We start from the raw sequence: 18391 nt of genomic DNA on the forward strand, positions 1-18391 counted from the left end.
TTGGCGCTGGACTAAACAAAGGCCCCCTTTTAGGGGGCTCACACAAAGCCACCTTCTTTAGAAGGTGGTAATTTACTTCAATCGGCGTCGATGTTGGACACTAGCCTTTTTTGTAAAATCGCGACATCTCATCCAGAGAATGACGAATGATATCGACAGGAACTTTCTGTTCTTTCTCGACTTTTAACTGACGATTCAGTTGCTGAGAGTGCCCGCCAGGGTTGACCACAAGCATCAGTTCTTTGCCGACCAATGCATAGTTGTAGTAGCTGCCTGCAATATACCAATCGCGAGAGGCAGAGCTATCAAACAAGTTATGACCAACACTGTATGAACTCGTTGTGCCTTGAACGTCAAACAGCGTATTCATCATGGTTGGCACGACGTCAAAATGGGTCGTGCGGTAATCAACTTGCTCTGGCTGACGATTTGGCATGTACACGTAAAGAGGCACATGTACTTGAACGTCACTGTAGTTACCCGTGTGGCCCCAATAGTTCATCTTATGGTCGTTAAACTCTTCACCATGATCTGATGAAATCACCACAATGGTGTTGTCTAAGTCGACATTTTTCAGCACATCACCAATCAAGCTGTCGATGTAGTACAACGAGTTCTTGTATCGATTGTGGTAAAGCGAAGCGTCAAAATCGTTGTTGAGCAAAATGTGGTCAACGCGTTCCCAGTATGGTTTGAATTTCGCAAATTCAGGTTCGGGAAATACTGTGCCGTGGGCGGCATCGTAGAACAGAAAACCAAAGTACGGCTTGTCGCTATCCTGCTTTTGGAACTCGATGAACTTGTCTGTTATCTGCTGATCGCGCTCGACAGCTGTTTCCCCAGTTTGTTTCAGGGTCAAGTCCGACACTTTTTTGAATACCGTGCGAGAAAGTGGCGGGCTGGTGAGCGGTGCCGAGCCAAAAATGCCCATGCGGTAGCCTTCTGCTTGCAGCGTATCCATAAAAACAGGAGAGCGTTGACTTGCGTAAAAGCTTTCCCAGTAGGTCGCTGGCAAGCTGTAAAACAGGCTGAAAATACCCGCTTGAGTTGAGTTGCCGCCGCTCATATGTTGTGTGAAATTCACCGTTTTTTCGGCGAACTTGCTGACATTTGGCATGACTTCCGGCGTCGCATCACTGTAGCGCCACGCGTCAACCAAGATAAACAAGACATTGGGCTGTTTCTCTTTGCTTTGCACTTGAATCGGCGCAAGCGGATAGTTGAGTGAGCTACGTTCAATGTTGGTTAACTCTACGCGGTTCTTCGATGCAATGTTCTCATCCACTAGGTCGTGTTTGTAAATAAATTTACGAGCCGTCAGCGGGTAGTAAAGTGGCCAGTTATTCGAAAACTGACTGACTTCATCGTCGTAAAGTGCGTTTTTGTACGCATGAATCATCTGCGTGCTAAGCAATACAGCAAACCAGACGCTGATCAAAACGAACTTAGCTCGGCTTTGTGCCAGTTGATTACTTACCCAAACGGTACAAGCGAGCCCGATCACCAGAACGGCAATTTCACTGATGAAGATTAGCCAACTCATCCACGAAATATCGAAGACATCACCACCACCTTCGAAAAACATACGGATTAATAGAGCGTTGATGTGAAGTTTGTATTGCTGAAAAACGAGGATATCGACTTTAAACATGATCAATAGACAGATCGCGATAGCGATCACGATACCTTTGAATGCTCGAGTCGGTAGAAAAGAGAGCAATAAACTCAACAACATAAATGGAAGAGCGATCAAGCCCAGCCAGCCATATTGAGTCGAAACCAAATAGTAACCTTGCAACAAGGTTAGCGGTTCATTCTGATTGTTAGACAACACAAAAGGATAACAAGCGATCGACAGGTACACTGCAAAGCAAGCAAAAAAAGCAATCAGCCAAGCGCTGTTGGAAGACAGTTTGCGAAACATACTTTTTGTTTGTTTATAAATTATGGGTAGAGGGAGTATAAAACAGTGTTTTTTATTATGGAATAGTTGCGACGAATGTCACATTTTGTATGGAAGTGTCAGACTTGATTGACATGTGAAAATTCAGAAGATTCATACTCTATTTGAGTGATATATAACCTTTTGTTTTTTCCGAACGCGAGATCACTGCGGGTTTAAATGGGGCTGTGCTAAGCTAGCTAACAGTTTCAATCGGCGCTCGGTATTCCCAATTTGTTTACTGTTTATCACTCCAACCAAGTTGACGTTCTTAAATCACTCCTTGTCGAACTGATTCGAATCAGTCCGCTGGAAAACCCGTTCGAAAAAGAACAAATTCTGGTTCAAAGTCCGGGCATGTCCCAGTGGCTAAAAATGGAATTGGCCAAAGAGTTTGGTGTTGCCGCGAACATTGATTTTCCGCTCCCTGCTACTTTCATTTGGGAAATGTTTACGCAGGTGTTGCCAGACGTGCCAAAACGCAGTGCGTTTAACAAAGAAGCGATGACGTGGAAGTTGATGCATCTGCTGCCGGGGCTTCTCAACCAAGAGGTGTTTTCGCCGTTAGCGCAGTACCTCAAAGATGACATTGACCACTCTAAGCTGTATCAGCTGGCTGAGAAAATTGCCGATATTTTCGATGGTTACTTGGTGTATCGTCCGGAATGGATCGCAAGTTGGGAAGCTGGGCAGAGTGTGCCAGAGCTGGAAGATGAGCATCCGTGGCAGCCGATCTTATGGCAAGCGTTGTATGATCACACTGTGTCATTAGGGCAGTCTCCTTATCACCGTGCCAACCTTTATGAGCACTTTATCGACACGTTAGAGAGTTTTAACTGCAATTTTGACCATTTACCCAAGCGTTTGTTTGTTTTTGGCATTTCTTCGTTGCCGCCTCGCTATATGGATGCGCTAAAAGCAATTGGTGAACACATCGACGTGCATCTGATGTTCACTAACCCTTGTCGTTATTATTGGGGTGAAGTTCGAGATCGCAAATATCTGGCTCGTTTGGCGGCGAAACATCGTCAGCACGTTGTGTGGCAGGACGATCACTCGGAAGTGCAAGGTGAAACTGAGCAACTGAAAGGTTCATTGGAAGATAATGTGATCGATGAGCTGCACACCGATGTGGTCGGAAACAGTCTGTTGGCATCCATGGGTAAACTCGGGCGCGACAATATGTATCTGTTGTCTCAGCTGGAATCTCATGAAATCGAAGCCTTTGTTGATGTTGAGCGCGACAGTCTGCTCCATCAATTGCAAGCGGATATTCTCAATCTTGAAGAACATCAAGATGACCAACAGATTGAAAACAGTCATCACAAACAAGTGGTGAGTTTGGGTGATAAATCTCTGAGCTTGCACTCTTGCCACAGCCCAATGCGAGAAGTGGAAGTGCTACACGATCAGCTTTTGGCAATGTTCGATGCCGATCCGACACTGAAACCGCGCGATATTATTGTCATGGTGGCAGACATCAATGCCTACAGCCCTGCGATTCAGGCGGTGTTCGGCAATGCGCCGGGTGAGCGATTTATTCCTTACTCGATTTCAGACCGAACGGCCGATCAAGAAAGCCCAATTTTGGCGGCTTTCATGCAACTTGTTAATTTACCGAATACACGTTGCTTGGCTTCTGAATTACTTGAGCTGTTAGAAACGCCGGCGATATTAAAGCGATTCGACTTAAGCGAAGATGATTTCCTTCAAGCCAAACAATGGGTGGAAGAATCCGGCATTCGCTGGGGGCTAGATAGCCATACCGGCAGCGAATTTGAACTGCCAGAAACACGCCAAAACACATGGCAATTTGGTATTCAGCGTATGTTATTAGGTTACGCGATGCCAGAATCTGCCGGTTTGTTTGAAGCGCAAGAAGGTAGCCTCTCACCATACAATGAAGTGCAAGGCATGGGCGCAGAACTTGCTGGTAAGTTAGCCCATTTTATTCAACAAATTAGCCAATATCGCCGCAAACTTTCTCATGTTCAGTCGATTGATGCATGGCGTGAAACCTTGGTGGCGATGTTGGATGACTTCTTCTCTGTTGAGCTAGAAGGGGAAATGGCGCTTAAGTCGATTCGAGATACCCTGAGCCAACTGAAAGAACAGCTAGCTGATGCGGCATTTGATGATGCGTTATCGCCGTCGATCATCAGCCAATACCTTCAAAATAAATTATCTGGAACACGAGTTAGCCAGCGCTTCCTGGCTGGTCAAGTGAACTTTTGTACCCTGATGCCGATGCGATCTATTCCGTTTAGAACCGTATGTCTGCTGGGGATGAATGACGGCGTGTACCCGCGTTCTATGCCGCCAGAAGGCTTTGACTTGATGACGGGAAGAACCAAGCCGGGCGACCGTTCGCGCCGAGATGATGACCGTTACCTATTCCTCGAAGCAATGCTATCGGCACAGCAAACGCTCTACATCAGTTATGTTGGCCGTTCAATCCAAGACAACACCGAGCGAGTGCCTTCGGTTCTGGTTTCTGAGCTGATGGAATACTGCCACCAAAACTATTGTTTAAGTGGTGATGAAGCGTTGCCCGTTGATGAGTCTGGCGACAACTTATTAAATGCGTTGGTGAATACCCACGCCATGGTGCCGTTTAGCCCAAGTGCGTTCCAAGGCACGCACGCCAGCTACGCGAAAGAGTGGATTCCAGCGGCATTGACTCAAAGTAGTCAATCGCAAGGCTATGTTCGTCGTGATTTTAATCGTGCATTAGACGACTATCTGTTAGGAGCGACGTTCCCACTTGAGCTCGACTTAGTCGAGTTGCAACGTTTCTGGCGCTTACCGGTGCAGTATTTTTTCAATCGTCGCTTAAAAGTAATCTTTGAGCCGCCACTGCCGGTGATGGAAGACGACGAACCCTTTGTTTTAGGTGGTTTGGAAAGTTATCAAATGCGTGATGAGCTGTTAGAAACCTTGCTTGAAACGACATTGATGCAGCCTGAGAAAAAAACAGAGGTGCTTAAACACTTTATGAGTCAACAGCGCGCGCAAGGCAAACTGCCGGTGGGGGCGTTTGGTGATATCGAGTTTGAAACCAACCGAGTTCAGGCGGAAGAGCTGGTGGACAAACTGGCGTTTTTATCTGGTGCGCCTCAAGACGATTTGGAAATCGACCTGACGTTTGACTCCTTATTTGAGCGAAATGAAGGCGAAGAGAAAAACGTTCGCCTGACTGGTTGGCTAACTCAATGCTACCAATCCGGTTTGATTCGCTATCGAAGCGGTAAGATTCGCTCGCAGGATTACCTTGCAGCGTGGATCGATCACCTTGCCATGTCGGCGTCGGGTCATGCTAAGAAAACCCACATCATTGGTTACGATCGTAAAGAAGGCGCGCTGCATTTGATCTACCCAGAAATTGCCGATGTGCATTATGCCAAACATCTACTGACTGAATTAGTTCGCTTATTCTTCGAAGGCATGACTAAGCCTTTGCCTTATTTCCCGAAAACGGCGTTGGCTTGTGTTGAAGCGGGCTTTAGCCGTGGTCAGTGGGTCGATGACGAAGAGAAATCTTTGAAGAAAATGGCTGACGCATTCAATGATGGTTTCATGAGCCCGGGCGAAGGCAATAATGCGTACATCTCTCGAATTTGGCCTGCTTGGAATGATGAGTTGGCCTCAGAAGTTCGTGTGCTGACAGCATTAGTACTGCAAGGTGCGCGCTTAGCGGTTCAAGACGCTGATGATGTAAAAGCGTGATAAAGAAAGTTGGATAAAGAGAAGGAAGAGTAGGGTGGCCGCCAGAAAATCATTATTTTTTGTAGGGCGTTTGCTGTACGGCCACAAGGTCAGAGGGACCATGATACTTTTGTTTAATTCATTTGAGTTGTGCCGCCAAAAAGGTTTGGCTTATCTCGTGGGGCGCATACTAACGGTACGTCTTATGGATAACCGTGAGAAAGATCTCACAAAGCTCTAAATTATCCAACTTGTTAAACATATTAATAGAATTTTTAACTATAGATCACATTTATTAGGTGATACGTCCTAGTAAATAATCCGGAGAGATTCAGCGTTATGGATCAAATGTCAGGTGCAGAGTGTCCTCTACATACGTTAGACCGCACAGAGCAACCTCAACCAACGCCACTAGAACCGATGACGTTTCCTCTGCATGGCGCGAGGTTAATCGAGGCATCAGCAGGTACAGGTAAAACCTTCACTATTGCAGGTTTATATCTGCGCCTTTTGCTTGGTCACGGCTGCGAGGAAACTCGACATCGCGTACCGCTTACAGTCGACCAAATTCTGGTCGTAACCTTTACCGAAGCGGCAACTGCGGAATTACGCGATCGTATCAGGGCAAGGATCCATGACGCGCGAATCGCGTTTGCGCGTGGACAGAGTTCCGATCCGGTGATCCAACCTTTGCTTAATGAGTTTGACGATCACAAGCAAGCCGCAGAAATTTTATTGCAGGCAGAGCGTCAGATGGACGAGGCGGCGGTCTACACCATTCACGGTTTTTGCCAACGTATGCTAACGCAAAATGCGTTTGAATCTGGCAGCCGATTTAATAACGAGTTTGTGACCGATGAAAGTCACCTAAAAGCGCAAGTTGTAGCCGATTACTGGCGCCGCAATTTCTACCCGTTGCCATTTACCTTGGCTGGAGAAATTCGCCAGCTATGGGGCTCTCCATCTGCGTTATTGTCTGACATCAGCAATTACTTAACTGGTGCGCCGTTAAGCCTTTCTGTTCCGGCAATGAAAGGCAGTTTGGCTGATCTTCATACTGAAAATCTGAAAAAAATTGATGAATTAAAAGCACAGTGGCGAGAAAGCCAAGATGACTTCTTAACGCTAATTTCAGATTCAGATATTAACAAACGTAGCTATACCAAAAAGTCTCTGCCGACGTGGTTGGAGGTGGTAAACACTTGGGCGGCAACGGAAACTACAGGTTACGATTATCCAGACAAGCTGGAGAAATTCGCGCAAAACGTCTTGTTGGAAAAAACACCGAAAGGCAGTGCGCCGCAGCATGCGGTATTTGAAGCCATTGAAACATTTCTTGCCAATCCAATCAGCTTAAAAGCGCCACTGCTTGCGCATGCGATTGAGCATTGTCGAGTGATGCTGGCCAACGCGAAAAATCAAAAACAGTGGCTCTCTTTCGATGATTTGCTGACGCAACTTTCTGCTTCTATCGATACGGACGAAAGCGAGCTTTTAGCGGCGCGTATTCGTACTTTGTATCCTGTCGCAATGATTGACGAGTTTCAAGATACCGACCCGCTTCAATACAGTATTTTCAGCCGTATTTATCTGAACAACCCGGAATGTGGTTTGTTTATGATCGGTGACCCCAAGCAGGCGATTTATGGCTTTCGTGGCGCAGACATTTTCACCTATATCAAAGCGCGTAACCAAGTAAGTGCCCACTACACGTTAGGAACCAACTGGCGTTCTAGCGCAGATATGGTGCAGGCGGTGAACCAAGTGTTTGCCTTGCCCGATAGTCCATTTATCTATGATTCGGATATTCCGTTCTTACCCGTTAAGTACAGTCCCAATGCCGAAAAACGCATTTGGACTATGGGTGGCCAAAAGCAACCGGCGCTGACTTATTGGTTGCAAGAAGCGGACGATAAACCGCTACCAAAAGGCGAGTATTTGACTCGAATGGCAGAGGCGACCGCAAGCCAAATCCAAACCATTTTGACGCAGGCTCAACAGGGGCAAGCGTGTCTGGTGAATGGCGAGAAACAGAAAGCGGTTCAAGCGGGCGATATCGCGGTGTTGGTTCGAACAGGTAGTGAAGGTCGAATGGTCAAACAAGCCCTGGCAGACCAAGGCATTGCCAGCGTGTACCTGTCTAACCGAGACAGTGTGTTTACCAGTTCAGTGGCGCAGGATTTACAGCGTTTGCTGCAAGCGGTGCTGACTCCAGAAAATGATCGTGCGCTGCGTGCAAGTCTTGCCTCTGAGCTGTTTGCCCTCGATGCAGCAAGTTTGGATGCGCTTAATAACGATGAAGTCGTGTGGGAAAACGCTGTTAACGAATTCAAAGAATATCGCAAACTTTGGGTTCAACGTGGTGTGCTGCCGATGTTGCGCGCGGTGATCAGCAAACGCCATATTGCTGAGCGATTACTAGAAGAGGGTGGAAGCTCACAGGGTGAAAATGGTGAGCGAGTACTTACCGATTTAATGCACATCGGTGAACTGCTTCAACAAGCCAGTAATGAATTGGATAGCGACCACGGTCTGCTGCGTTGGCTCGCTCAGTCTATCAGTGATGCGGAAAACGGTTTGGGTGGCAGTGATGACCAAATCCAACGTTTAGAATCGGAACGTAACTTAGTGCAGATCGTAACTATTCACAAATCAAAAGGCTTGGAGTATGACCTCGTATTTCTGCCGTTTGTGTTCAGCTATCGAGAAGCCAGTGAAGCCAAATATTACGATGCAGCCAATGACTGCACGGTACTGGATATCACTGGCAACGATGCGTCCATGAAGCAAGCGGACAAAGAGCGTTTGGCGGAAGACTTACGCTTGATATACGTGGCACTAACGCGTGCTGTTTATGCGTGTTTTATCGGTGCCTCACCGTTGCGCAATGGCCGTTCGACCAAAGAGCCAACTGGTGTACACCGCAGTGCGATTGGCTATTTGATTCAAAATGGTCAAGAAGGTGGCATTAACGATTTGCACCAAGGTTTAACAAAGCAACAAGACGAGCTTGATTGTGTCGTTGTGGCCGATCCGCCGCAGCAACTCGAAGAGAAGTACGTAGCGCCACAAGAAGAAATATACGATCTTAGCGCGAAAGAACTGCAAAACCCTATCGACAGAAACTGGCGCATCACCAGTTATTCTGGCTTGGTCAAGCAAGGCTCTCATCACGCCGAGCATGATGCCACGATTGAGATTACAGGTTTTGATATCGACTCATCTGAAGAACAAGACGAAGCGGATTTGGTGGAGCCAGAGCGTTCTATTTTTACCTTCCCTCGCGGTGCGCGTCCGGGGACGTTCCTGCACAGCCTGTTTGAGGAAATTGAATTTACTCAGCCAGCCGCGACGGAAGAGAATACACAAATCATCCTTGGCTTGATGGAAAGCGAACAGCTCGATGAAGAGTGGTTGCCCATTTTACAGCAATTGATTGATACCGTACTCGCAACGCCGTTGGATGGTAAGTCTTTGCTGCTAAATCAAAAAGCACCGTCGCAACGTTTGGTGGAGATGGAATTTTTGCTGCCGATTGAAGTTTTGTCTGCACCGGCGTTAAACCGAGTCATTCAACGTCACGATCCGTTGTCGGCGAAAGCGGGGGATTTAGGTTTCCAAACCGTGCAAGGTATGCTCAAAGGTTTTATCGACTTGGTGTTTGAACATCAAGGTAAATACTACGTGCTTGACTGGAAATCGAATCATCTTGGCGACGATGTGACGAGCTACCATGGTGAGGCTCTGAAATCGGCGATGGCGGATCACCGCTACGATTTGCAGTATCAGATTTATGCGTTAGCACTGCATCGTTTCCTAAGCAGCCGATTGGCGAATTATCAATATGATCATCACTTCGGTGGCGTGTATTACTTGTTCTTGCGCGGCATGGATGGGCAGAGTGACCACGGCATTTTTGCCGCGAAACCAACCTTAGACTTCTTACAAGAGATGGATCGTTTGATTGATGGTCAAGCACTTGAAACGCGCTCAACTCAAGCCGGGCAGATGGAGCTACTTTAATGACGACAAATCACAATCTTCATTCTGACCAAGATAGTCTATTGGTAGTGCTGGAACGCTTGGCGCACAAAGGTGCTATTCGTCAGCTCGACTACCAATTCGCCTGTTTTATTGACTCTCAAACGCATGATGAACAGTCGGATAGCCAAGCACTGGCGTTTATCGCGGGTGTTGTCAGTAGTGAGCTCGGCAAAGGACATATCTGTCTGTCTCTGTTCGATGCACAAGGGCAATCTACGGATTTAGCCAGTAAGCTAGGGCTGTTTGGTGAGTCGGCATTGGCGCTCAATACACAGTTGCAAGGCATAGACTGGATTCAAGTATTACAAAATTCCAACTTGGTCGGCGCGCAAGGAGAAGCCTTGCCGCTGATGTTCGATGGCGAGCGTCTGTATCTGCACCGCTATTGGCATTATGAAGTGACACTGGCGGAAAAGCTCAATCAGTTGGGCGCCGCAGTTAACTTGCAACCACAAGAGTTTGTGCGATTATCGGAGTTGCTCAACCATTTGTTTGCACGCCAATACCATTTTCTGTTTAACGCGTTAGGCAAAGCAGTAGAAGCGGGAAGCAGCAACCAAGTGTTGCGCCAGCAATTGGTATGTGATCACCTTGATGTGGTCGCAAGCGAATCGTTGGATTGGCACGCCATTGATGCAGTGCTTAGCAATGCGCGCAAGGTTCAGGACTTGCAAACACTGAATGAACTTGTGCCACTCTCAGCTTGTGTGAACTGGCAAAAAGTCGCGGCGGCGGTTGCGTTAACTCGTCGATTTGCTGTGATTTCTGGTGGCCCAGGTACGGGTAAAACGACGACGGTAACCAAATTGCTTGCTGCTTTGATTGAACAGGCGACACACGAGAAAAATCTAACCATCAAGCTGGTGGCCCCGACGGGGAAAGCGGCGGCGCGATTAACCGAGTCCATTGGTAAAGCAGTGCAAGAACTGCCAGTTTCTCCGGAGCTAAAAGCCAAAATTCCGACTGAATCGAGTACCTTACATCGGTTGCTGGGCGCGATTCCTAATAGCGCAGAATTTCGTCACAACAAGCAAAATCCACTGCATTTGGATATTTTGGTTATCGACGAAGCGTCGATGGTCGATTTGCCAATGATGTACAAAGTGGTCGATGCCTTACCGAAACATGCGCGGCTGATTTTGCTAGGTGATAAAGACCAACTTGCCTCAGTTGAAGCAGGGGCAGTGTTGGGTGATATCTGTTCGTTCCATGCATTGGGTTATGGCAAAGAGCAGGCGTCAGCCATCACAAAACTGACGGGTTTCGATACTTTAGCCCATACAGGTACCAGTGCATCTAGCATTGCTGATAGTTTATGTATGCTGCAAAAGAGCTACCGATTTGACGCTCGCTCAGGCATTGGTCAGTTGGCAAAAGCGGTTAACTCAGGTTCTGCTGCGAGCGTAGATAACGTCTGGGCGCGTGACTTTTCTGACATCGAACATTTCGCGCTAAGTAGTCAACATTACAACCAAATGATGCAGACGTTGGTGCAGGAATACGGTCGTTACCTCAAACGCATTGGACAACAGGAAACTGATCCTAAAACCGGAGAGCTAGAGTCGCTAACGCACAAAGCCAAAGTGGTGTTAGATACCTTCAACCAATGCCGATTGCTGTGCGCGATCCGTGAAGGTGACTTCGGTGTGGCTGGGCTAAACCAACGCATCGAGAAAGCGCTCGCGGCGCGCAAGTTCATTCAAGTTCAGGATGAAATTTGGTATCACGGCAGACCCGTCATGGTTACGCGTAATGATCACGGTTTAGGTTTGTATAACGGTGATATTGGTATTTGCATGCGAGATGACAGTGAAGAAGAACCGCGTTTGAAAGTCTTTTTTGAGTTACCTGACGGCAGTGTGAAATCGGTCTTGCCAAGCCGAGTACCTGAACATGAAACGGCTTACGCTATGACCATCCATAAATCGCAAGGCAGTGAATTTGATTACACCCTGATGATTTTGCCACCAGACTTTAGCCCGATATTAACCCGTGAGTTGATTTACACAGGCATTACCCGCGCGAAAAAGCGTTTAGCTCTTTACGCCGAACTTAATGTTCTGAAGCGAGGCATTAAGGTGAAAACCACTCGTGCGAGTGGGTTAGTACAGCGGCTTACTAACTAAAACAAGAAGACCGAGCTTATGGCTCGGTCTTCTTTTATGCATGTTTTGCAAACGCATTGGTAAAAGACACGCTGCGTATTTTGTATTGCTGTTGATAAGCAAGAATAAAATCTCGGATAGCGTCATTTACGGGGAAAACACAGTGGACGTCTAGGCCTTCTAAAAACTGATTGTCAGCCATATCCCAGAAGCTTTGAAGCGAATTACAAATGATTGTTCTCATAACAGTGCTCGTCTCGGCTTATTTAAAGTCAGATTAACAACTGTCCTTGGTGTGCAATACGGAGCTAACTAGTTTTTCAATTGCCCAGTATTTTAGGGTGAAGGCTACATTACATCACCTAGATCCATTCGTATTGGTTAAAAACCAATCACTAGCGAGCAGAGTATAGCCAACCAAATGTATATTTAAAAGATAAAATTGGAACGAAAATCAAGCAATGGTTTGCGCATTTCTAAGTTGGGTTTACATGATGACCCGCTAGTCCGGAGTAGGGTTTATGTGTGGCCTTACTCCTAAACAAACTCGTTCCTAAACAAGCTCGATGTGCAGGGTTGAGCGTTAATGAACTAAATCCTGCCCTTTGAGGTTAGTTGGTATAGTGGAACGTTAAGTTTCGCTCCCTGATTTAAGGTTAAGCTATAAATCTAACGCTAAGATTTTGGACTTACGCTGGAAGTTATATAACCCTTGTTTGGCTCCAGGCAAATAGTCGACACTGACTTCGTAAAAACCTTGCTCTCTGAACCAATGCAAACTGTGTGTCGTGAGGACAAAAATCTGATCAATGGTTTCGGATTTAGAACGATGTTTCATGTAGTTGAGCAGTAACAAACCTCGGTTTCCATCACGATAGTCAGGGTGAATCGCTACGCAAGCCATCTCAGCTTTACGCTCTTCTGGGTATGGATAAAGGGCAGCACAGCCAATAATCAAGCCGTCTTTTTCGATGATGGTAAATTTTCCAATCTCTTGCTCTAGCTGTTCTCGAGAGCGCCTAACCAGTACACCTTGTTCTTCTAACGGGCGAATGAGGTCTAAGATACCGCCAATATCGTCAATATTAGCTTGCCTCACTTGTTCAGCACTCGCCATAACAACTTGGGTACCGATACCGTCGAAAGAGAACAACTCCTGAATTAAGGCGCCATCTACTTTATAACTGATCAAGTGGCTACGAGGTACTCCGGCACGGCAAGCGGCAATAGAGCCTTTAAGAAAGCGCAGTGTCCCAGTGTTGTAATCTAGGTCAGGAGACGTATTTTCAGAAAGCGTTTTGATGACATGTTCCGCCTCTATTGGTAGCAACTCGGCGACAGCATTGCCGTTGTCATCAATGACGCCTTGTTCTGAACAGAAACCAATCAGCTTATCCGCACCCAGCTTTATCGCTAGTTGGGTGGCGACTTCTTCCGATAATAAATTGAAGCACTCGCCAGTCACAGAGCTAGCAATGGGACCTAGCAGAACAATTGAACCTTGATCAAGAGTGCGGTTGATAGCATCGGTGTCAATGCGGCGAATGCGTCCACTATGGCAATAGTCCACACCATCATCAACGCCGAGTGGCTGAGCAATGATGTAGTTTCCGCTAACGACATTGAGCTGGGTGCCTGCCATCGGAGTGTTGTTGAGGCTCATTGATAGGCGCGCAGTAATCGCAAGTTGAAGTTGTCCGGCAGCTTGCATAACAACAGATAAAGCCGATTCATCCGTAATGCGGATATTTTTGTGGTAAGGCGTAGTGAGGTCTTGTTTTTCTAGCAGCTGATTAATTTGAGGACGTGCACCATACACCACCACGACTTTGATTCCGAGGCTGTGCATGAGTGCGATATCATTAATAATATTGCCAAAATTTTTGTGTGCGACGGCTTCTCCGCCCAGCATGATCACCATGGTTTTTCCGCGGTGAGCATTGACATAAGGTGTTGATTGACGGAATCCTTTTACGAGAGCAGTACTACGAATTTTCACTACAGCCATTCCTTTGTTTAATTATGTTAAAATAATGCCTTTTTATTCACTTGGTGGCAAGGTGAAATTTTGGAATAAAGCACAAACATATTGAGGTAGGTTCTTGGTCCCGTTAAGAGGGAAGGTTACAATGGTGGCGTCTTTCCTCAATACGTGAACCTCATGTCTTCTGCTGTTAATAAGAATGCTGCGATCACTGCTTCAAATCTGTCAAAAACGTCATCTAAATCAATGCTTCGTAAGTGGCTAGAGCGTTCTCTCATGCTTATAGCGATAGTTGGAACCGTTGTCGTGTGCATGCTGTATAGTGATTTGATTACTCGAACCATTAATCCGCCCATTCCCAAATCGACAATTTATGGTCGCTGGGTTGAGCAAGATGTTGCGCCTTATGCTCGTGAAGAATTTGTGTTGAGTGAGCGCGGTGTTACCGTAAATGGTTCTACAGTGGCGACCAGTTTTGAATTCGATGGGGATTCGTTTTCGTATCGAGTGGGTTCAAATGAGCGGCACTTCAATTTTGTGGGTAAGCAGCATGCAGAAATGAAGCTGGATGCCAATGCACATTATCTACCTGTATTCCGTTTAGAGGGGCGTGCAAGGATTGCGGTAAGATAGTCGTTTTTATTATTGTCTCTTAAGCTGACAGCTTTTTCGTCTGTGAGTCACATGGATGATCACAATTTCATCTCTCAATCAGTAAATCTTACTTTCAAACATAATCCGGACAATTCCGTAATTCTTCCGCTGCTATCATGTTGTATTAACTGAATGAATTCACAACGAGTAAACGGATTGGCTTAGCGTTGAAACATTTTGTCGTTGCTTTTCAATTGCACCGTATGCATTTGTTTGCCATCCTTTTGCTATTCTCTTTTACGGAAAAGACACGTGTTAAAAAAACTCCTTCCTATTATCTCTTTGAGCCTACTCTTTGGCTGTGCTCAACAAAATGATCGTGCTCAGCAATATCTTGATGGTGAGTTTCCTCAGATCCTCAATCAAGTGGATGTGGTTGAGTCTAACAAACCACGCGATTTTACTGAATTTAACAAGCAAGCTGAGCAAGTGGTGATAAAGTCACCATCCATGGCGAAGATATACCAACCGCTATATCAACGATTAAGTGAGTGGGCGCAACAGAGCGGAGACACCAGTGCGTTGAGTGCGTTTGGCATTCAAGCCGCGCAATTGGGTGGTGGTGATAAAAAAGGTAATGTGCTGTTTACCGGATACTTTTCTCCCGTGATGGAGCTGCGTCATACACCAAACGACATTTTTAAGTACCCAGTTTATGGCAAGCCAAACTGCTCATCAGATTGTCCGACTCGCGCGGAGATCTACAACGGGGCATTAGATGGCCAAGGTTTGGTGCTAGGTTACGCGCCTAATCGTATCGACCCATTTATGATGGAAGTGCAGGGCAGTGGCTATGTGCATTTTGAAGATGATGATACGTTGGAGTACTTTGCGTACGCGGGTAAAAACAACAAAGCTTACGTCAGCATTGGCCGCATTTTGATTGAACGTGGTGAAGTGCCGCGTGAAAAAATGTCTCTCAAAGCGATTAAAGAGTGGGTAATGGACAACGACGACGCAACAGTACGCGAGTTGTTGGAGCAAAACCCTTCTTACGTCTTCTTTGCGCCAAAAGCGGAAGCGCCAGTAACGGGGTCGGCTGGTATTCCTTTGTTGCCAATGGCCGCGGTCGCGGGTGACCGTTCTATCTTACCAATGGGCACACCAATCTTGGCGGAAGTACCATTGCTGAATGCGGATGGTACGTGGAGCGGTGCTCATCAACTGCGAATGCTGATCGTTTTAGACACTGGTGGTGCGGTAAAACAGAACCATTTGGATCTGTATCATGGCATTGGTGCGAGAGCAGGAACGGAAGCAGGGCACTACAAGCATTTTGGTCGAGTTTGGAAACTTGGGCTGGAAAACTCACCAACTCAAGCGCCTTGGGCTTTGCCGCCAGAAAAGCTACAATAGCGACCCAAGAAAGAGGAACACTCTCTTATCTAGACATTTCATCAAAGAGTGCGTATAAATCGCACTCTTTGTTTTTCTATCGATCATCTGGACTTCAATATGCGTGAACTCGATACCCCAGCATCTGACAGCTACAATCAACGCTTTGGCGGCACTCGTCGTCTTTATGGCAACAGTGAAGTAGACATTCTTCGCGCTGCACACGTTTGTGTGATTGGTATTGGTGGCGTAGGTTCATGGGCGGTGGAAGCGCTGGCTCGTACGGGGATCGGTGAGTTGACTCTGATTGATATGGACGATGTTTGTGTCACGAATATTAACCGCCAAATTCATGCGATGACGGGCACCGTTGGCCAAAGCAAAATTGAAGTGATGGCCGAGCGTGTCAAATTGATCAACCCAGAGTGTAAAGTCAATCTGATTGATGATTTCATCACGCCAGACAATCAACATGAGTACTTAAGCAAAGAGTTTGATTACGTGCTAGATGCGATTGACAGCGTAAAAGCGAAGGCGTCTTTGTTGGCGTATTGCCGCAGCAACAAGATCAAAGTGATCACTACGGGGGGCGCTGGTGGTCAGGTTGACCCAACGCAGATCATGGTCGCTGATTTAACGAAAACGATCCAAGATCCTCTAGCGAAGAAAATCAAAGACACCTTGCGCCGTCATCATAACTTCCCTAAGAATCCGGCTCGTAAGTTTGGTATTGATTGCGTGTTTTCAACCGAGCAGCTGAAGTACCCTCAAGCAGACGGTTCAGTGTGTGGTGTGAAGTCGACAGCGGAAGGCCCAAAACGTATGGATTGTGCTAGCGGTTTTGGTGCGGCGACTGTTGTAACTGCAACGTTTGGCTTTGTCGCGGTATCGCGAATCGTTGAGAAGTTGATTTCAAAATATAAGAAGTAAACTAGAAGAAGAGCGCATCATGACAGATTTTCCCGTTTCTCCATTTGGTACAGATATCACCAGCGAAGACATTGTAGCGACTATGCAGCAATTTCAAGGCTGGGAAGATCGTTACCGTCAGGTTATTCAGTGGGGTAAAAAGCTGCCACAAATGCCAGAAGAGCTGAAATCAGAACAAGTTACCGTTTCGGGTTGTGAAAGCTTGGTGTGGTTAGTGAGCAAAGAGCAAGATGGCGTTTGGCATTTTTGTGCGGACTCCGATGCGCGTATCGTCCGTGGATTGATTGCCTTGGTGATGGCAGCTTATGACGGTAAAACGGCCGATCAAATTCAAGCATTTGATATTGATGCTTATTTTGAACAACTGGGGCTTGTCTCCCATTTAAGCCCGTCACGTGGTAATGGCTTGAAAGCTATTGTAGAGCAGATTAAGCAAACCGCCGTGTAACGAGTCATTTTCCCAATTCTTAAAAAACGCCGAATAGCCTAGCTGTTTGGCGTTTTTTGTATCTGAGTTGAGATATTTTTTGCAAATGGATAAAAAATATGCAAATGGTCGACTATTTTAGCGTTAATTAACCATTCTATTGATCCTGGTTCATTATATTGCCCACTTGGTTTTTATAAACTCAATTGTATTTAAAATTTGTCTATATTAGATAGTAGACATATGCCTCATTCGCTCCTGTTCCCCAATGCTGACAAGCATTTGGAGGCGATTGGGATATTTAGGTACAAACGCTAGGAACCTCCCTATATGCAATTCACCTTGGAACATGCGCAAGACGTGTTATCCGGAATGCCAGACCCCACTTTTATTCTGAGTGAAGATGGTATCTATATTGATGTTTTTGGAGGAACAGATAAAAAAGCCTATCACGATGGAAGCAATTTGATAGGTAAGACACTTCACGGCGTACTTGAAAAAGATAAAGCCGACTGGTTTATCGAACAGATAAATCGGTCACTGAAACAAGACAGTATTGTGACGATCGAGTACAAGATGTGCGCCGACAGCATTCAGGGAATAGATGCTAACAGTGGGCCAAGAGGCGACCTATACTACGAAGGCAAGATCTGCCCACTCGCTATAAAATACCGAGGTCGTCGCGTTGTCCTTATTCTTACACGCAACATCTCCAATCGCCACCGAGTTGAAACCCTTCTTCGCCATCAAAGCCAAATTGATGCTCTTACCAACATCTACAATCGACGTGTCTTTTTCGAAAAGCTCACAGAAGAGGTCATTAAAGCTCAAGAGCCGAACTATCACTCCGCGTTGTTATTGTTTGATTTGGACTTTTTTAAAGTCATCAATGATAAACGTGGTCATGATGCGGGGGATTATGTCTTAGAGACCTTAGCTGATTTGGTTTCTCACTTACTCGTCAAAGACGAAATTTTTGCAAGAGTCGGAGGGGAGGAGTTTGCGATTATTTTGCCAGAAACTTCTCTGTCGGCGGCGAAAGAGGTAGGAGAGGAAGTACGTTCCCACATTCAAAATTGTCAGTTCGAATTTGAAAAGATTGAAATTCCGGTCACGGTGAGTGTAGGCGTGGTGGAAATAGGCAGAAATGAAACCACCAAACGTTTGTATGCGCATGCAGATAAAGCGCTTTATGCTGCGAAAAGAAATGGCAGAAATTGCGTGGCGACTCTGGATAGGCAGATGGAGTAACCTTGTTGGTTACT

At 46.3% G+C, this 18391-nt stretch carries 11 protein-coding genes; 8 read left to right on the plus strand and 3 right to left on the minus strand.

Going from position 1 to position 18391, the window contains the following annotated elements; translation table 11 throughout:
* Window positions 1-100: 100 nt before the first annotated feature.
* A complete protein-coding gene (locus tag R7O03_RS14745) occupies window positions 101-1924 on the minus strand; it encodes a DUF3413 domain-containing protein (RefSeq protein ID WP_047102631.1) in 1824 nt (607 codons plus the stop codon).
* A gap of 252 nt (window positions 1925-2176) precedes the next feature.
* Here R7O03_RS14745 and recC point away from each other — a divergent pair, with 252 nt between their 5' ends.
* The 3 genes from recC to recD all read left to right on the plus strand — a co-directional run bounded on the left by recC (window position 2177) and on the right by recD (window position 11817).
* On the plus strand, window positions 2177-5668 hold the full coding sequence (gene recC / locus R7O03_RS14750) for an exodeoxyribonuclease V subunit gamma (protein ID WP_047102630.1): 3492 nt from the start codon (window positions 2177-2179) through the stop codon (window positions 5666-5668).
* Window positions 5669-5995: 327 nt separating this feature from the next.
* Entirely contained in the window at window positions 5996-9670 is a 3675-nt protein-coding gene (gene recB / locus R7O03_RS14755; RefSeq protein WP_047102668.1) for an exodeoxyribonuclease V subunit beta, read from the plus strand.
* On the plus strand, window positions 9670-11817 hold the full coding sequence (gene recD / locus R7O03_RS14760; protein ID WP_318131809.1) for an exodeoxyribonuclease V subunit alpha: 2148 nt from the start codon (window positions 9670-9672) through the stop codon (window positions 11815-11817). The genes recB and recD overlap by 1 nt, the downstream gene beginning before the upstream one ends.
* 34 nt (window positions 11818-11851) lie before the next feature.
* On the opposite strand, the gene R7O03_RS14765 is transcribed toward recD, so the two are convergent.
* Both R7O03_RS14765 and argA read right to left on the minus strand, forming a co-directional pair.
* A complete protein-coding gene (locus R7O03_RS14765) occupies window positions 11852-12040 on the minus strand; it encodes a hypothetical protein (protein WP_005380230.1) in 189 nt (62 codons plus the stop codon).
* A 417-nt stretch (window positions 12041-12457) separates the two neighbouring features.
* Window positions 12458-13795, minus strand: coding sequence for an amino-acid N-acetyltransferase (gene argA / locus R7O03_RS14770; protein WP_012841478.1), 1338 nt, complete (start codon window positions 13793-13795; stop codon window positions 12458-12460).
* Between the two features lie 162 nt (window positions 13796-13957).
* On the opposite strand from argA, the gene R7O03_RS14775 reads away from it, so the two are divergent.
* From R7O03_RS14775 to R7O03_RS14795, 5 genes are all read left to right on the plus strand, one after another.
* Entirely contained in the window at window positions 13958-14413 is a 456-nt protein-coding gene (locus R7O03_RS14775; RefSeq protein ID WP_005380234.1) for a DUF2850 domain-containing protein, read from the plus strand.
* A gap of 273 nt (window positions 14414-14686) precedes the next feature.
* Window positions 14687-15790, plus strand: a complete 1104-nt coding sequence (gene mltA / locus R7O03_RS14780) for a murein transglycosylase A (RefSeq protein WP_005391723.1) — start codon at window positions 14687-14689, stop codon at window positions 15788-15790.
* A 99-nt stretch (window positions 15791-15889) separates the two neighbouring features.
* The gene (gene tcdA, locus R7O03_RS14785; protein WP_005380241.1) at window positions 15890-16699 is read left to right on the plus strand and encodes a tRNA cyclic N6-threonylcarbamoyladenosine(37) synthase TcdA; all 810 of its coding nucleotides are present in this window, start codon (window positions 15890-15892) and stop codon (window positions 16697-16699) included.
* 19 nt (window positions 16700-16718) lie between these two features.
* On the plus strand, window positions 16719-17147 hold the full coding sequence (csdE, locus tag R7O03_RS14790; RefSeq protein ID WP_047102627.1) for a cysteine desulfurase sulfur acceptor subunit CsdE: 429 nt from the start codon (window positions 16719-16721) through the stop codon (window positions 17145-17147).
* A gap of 309 nt (window positions 17148-17456) precedes the next feature.
* Window positions 17457-18377, plus strand: a complete 921-nt coding sequence (locus R7O03_RS14795) for a GGDEF domain-containing protein (protein WP_042521375.1) — start codon at window positions 17457-17459, stop codon at window positions 18375-18377.
* Window positions 18378-18391: the final 14 nt, after the last annotated feature.

Origin of the sequence: Vibrio sp. Vb2960, from assembly GCF_033337665.1 — a bacterium.
Lineage (GTDB): Bacteria > Pseudomonadota > Gammaproteobacteria > Enterobacterales > Vibrionaceae > Vibrio > Vibrio alginolyticus.

What these genes read in the sequence shown, in the direction of transcription:
- R7O03_RS14745 (WP_047102631.1), bottom strand. Translation starts at nt 1,924, where the DNA reads ATGTTTCGCAAACTGTCTTCCAACAGCGCTTGGCTGATTGCTTTTTTT.
- R7O03_RS14775 (WP_005380234.1), top strand. Translation starts at nt 13,958, where the DNA reads ATGTCTTCTGCTGTTAATAAGAATGCTGCGATCACTGCTTCAAATCTG.
- recD (WP_318131809.1), top strand. Translation starts at nt 9,670, where the DNA reads ATGACGACAAATCACAATCTTCATTCTGACCAAGATAGTCTATTGGTA.
- recB (WP_047102668.1), top strand. Translation starts at nt 5,996, where the DNA reads ATGTCAGGTGCAGAGTGTCCTCTACATACGTTAGACCGCACAGAGCAA.
- csdE (WP_047102627.1), top strand. Translation starts at nt 16,719, where the DNA reads ATGACAGATTTTCCCGTTTCTCCATTTGGTACAGATATCACCAGCGAA.
- R7O03_RS14795 (WP_042521375.1), top strand. Translation starts at nt 17,457, where the DNA reads ATGCAATTCACCTTGGAACATGCGCAAGACGTGTTATCCGGAATGCCA.
- R7O03_RS14765 (WP_005380230.1), bottom strand. Translation starts at nt 12,040, where the DNA reads ATGAGAACAATCATTTGTAATTCGCTTCAAAGCTTCTGGGATATGGCT.
- tcdA (WP_005380241.1), top strand. Translation starts at nt 15,890, where the DNA reads ATGCGTGAACTCGATACCCCAGCATCTGACAGCTACAATCAACGCTTT.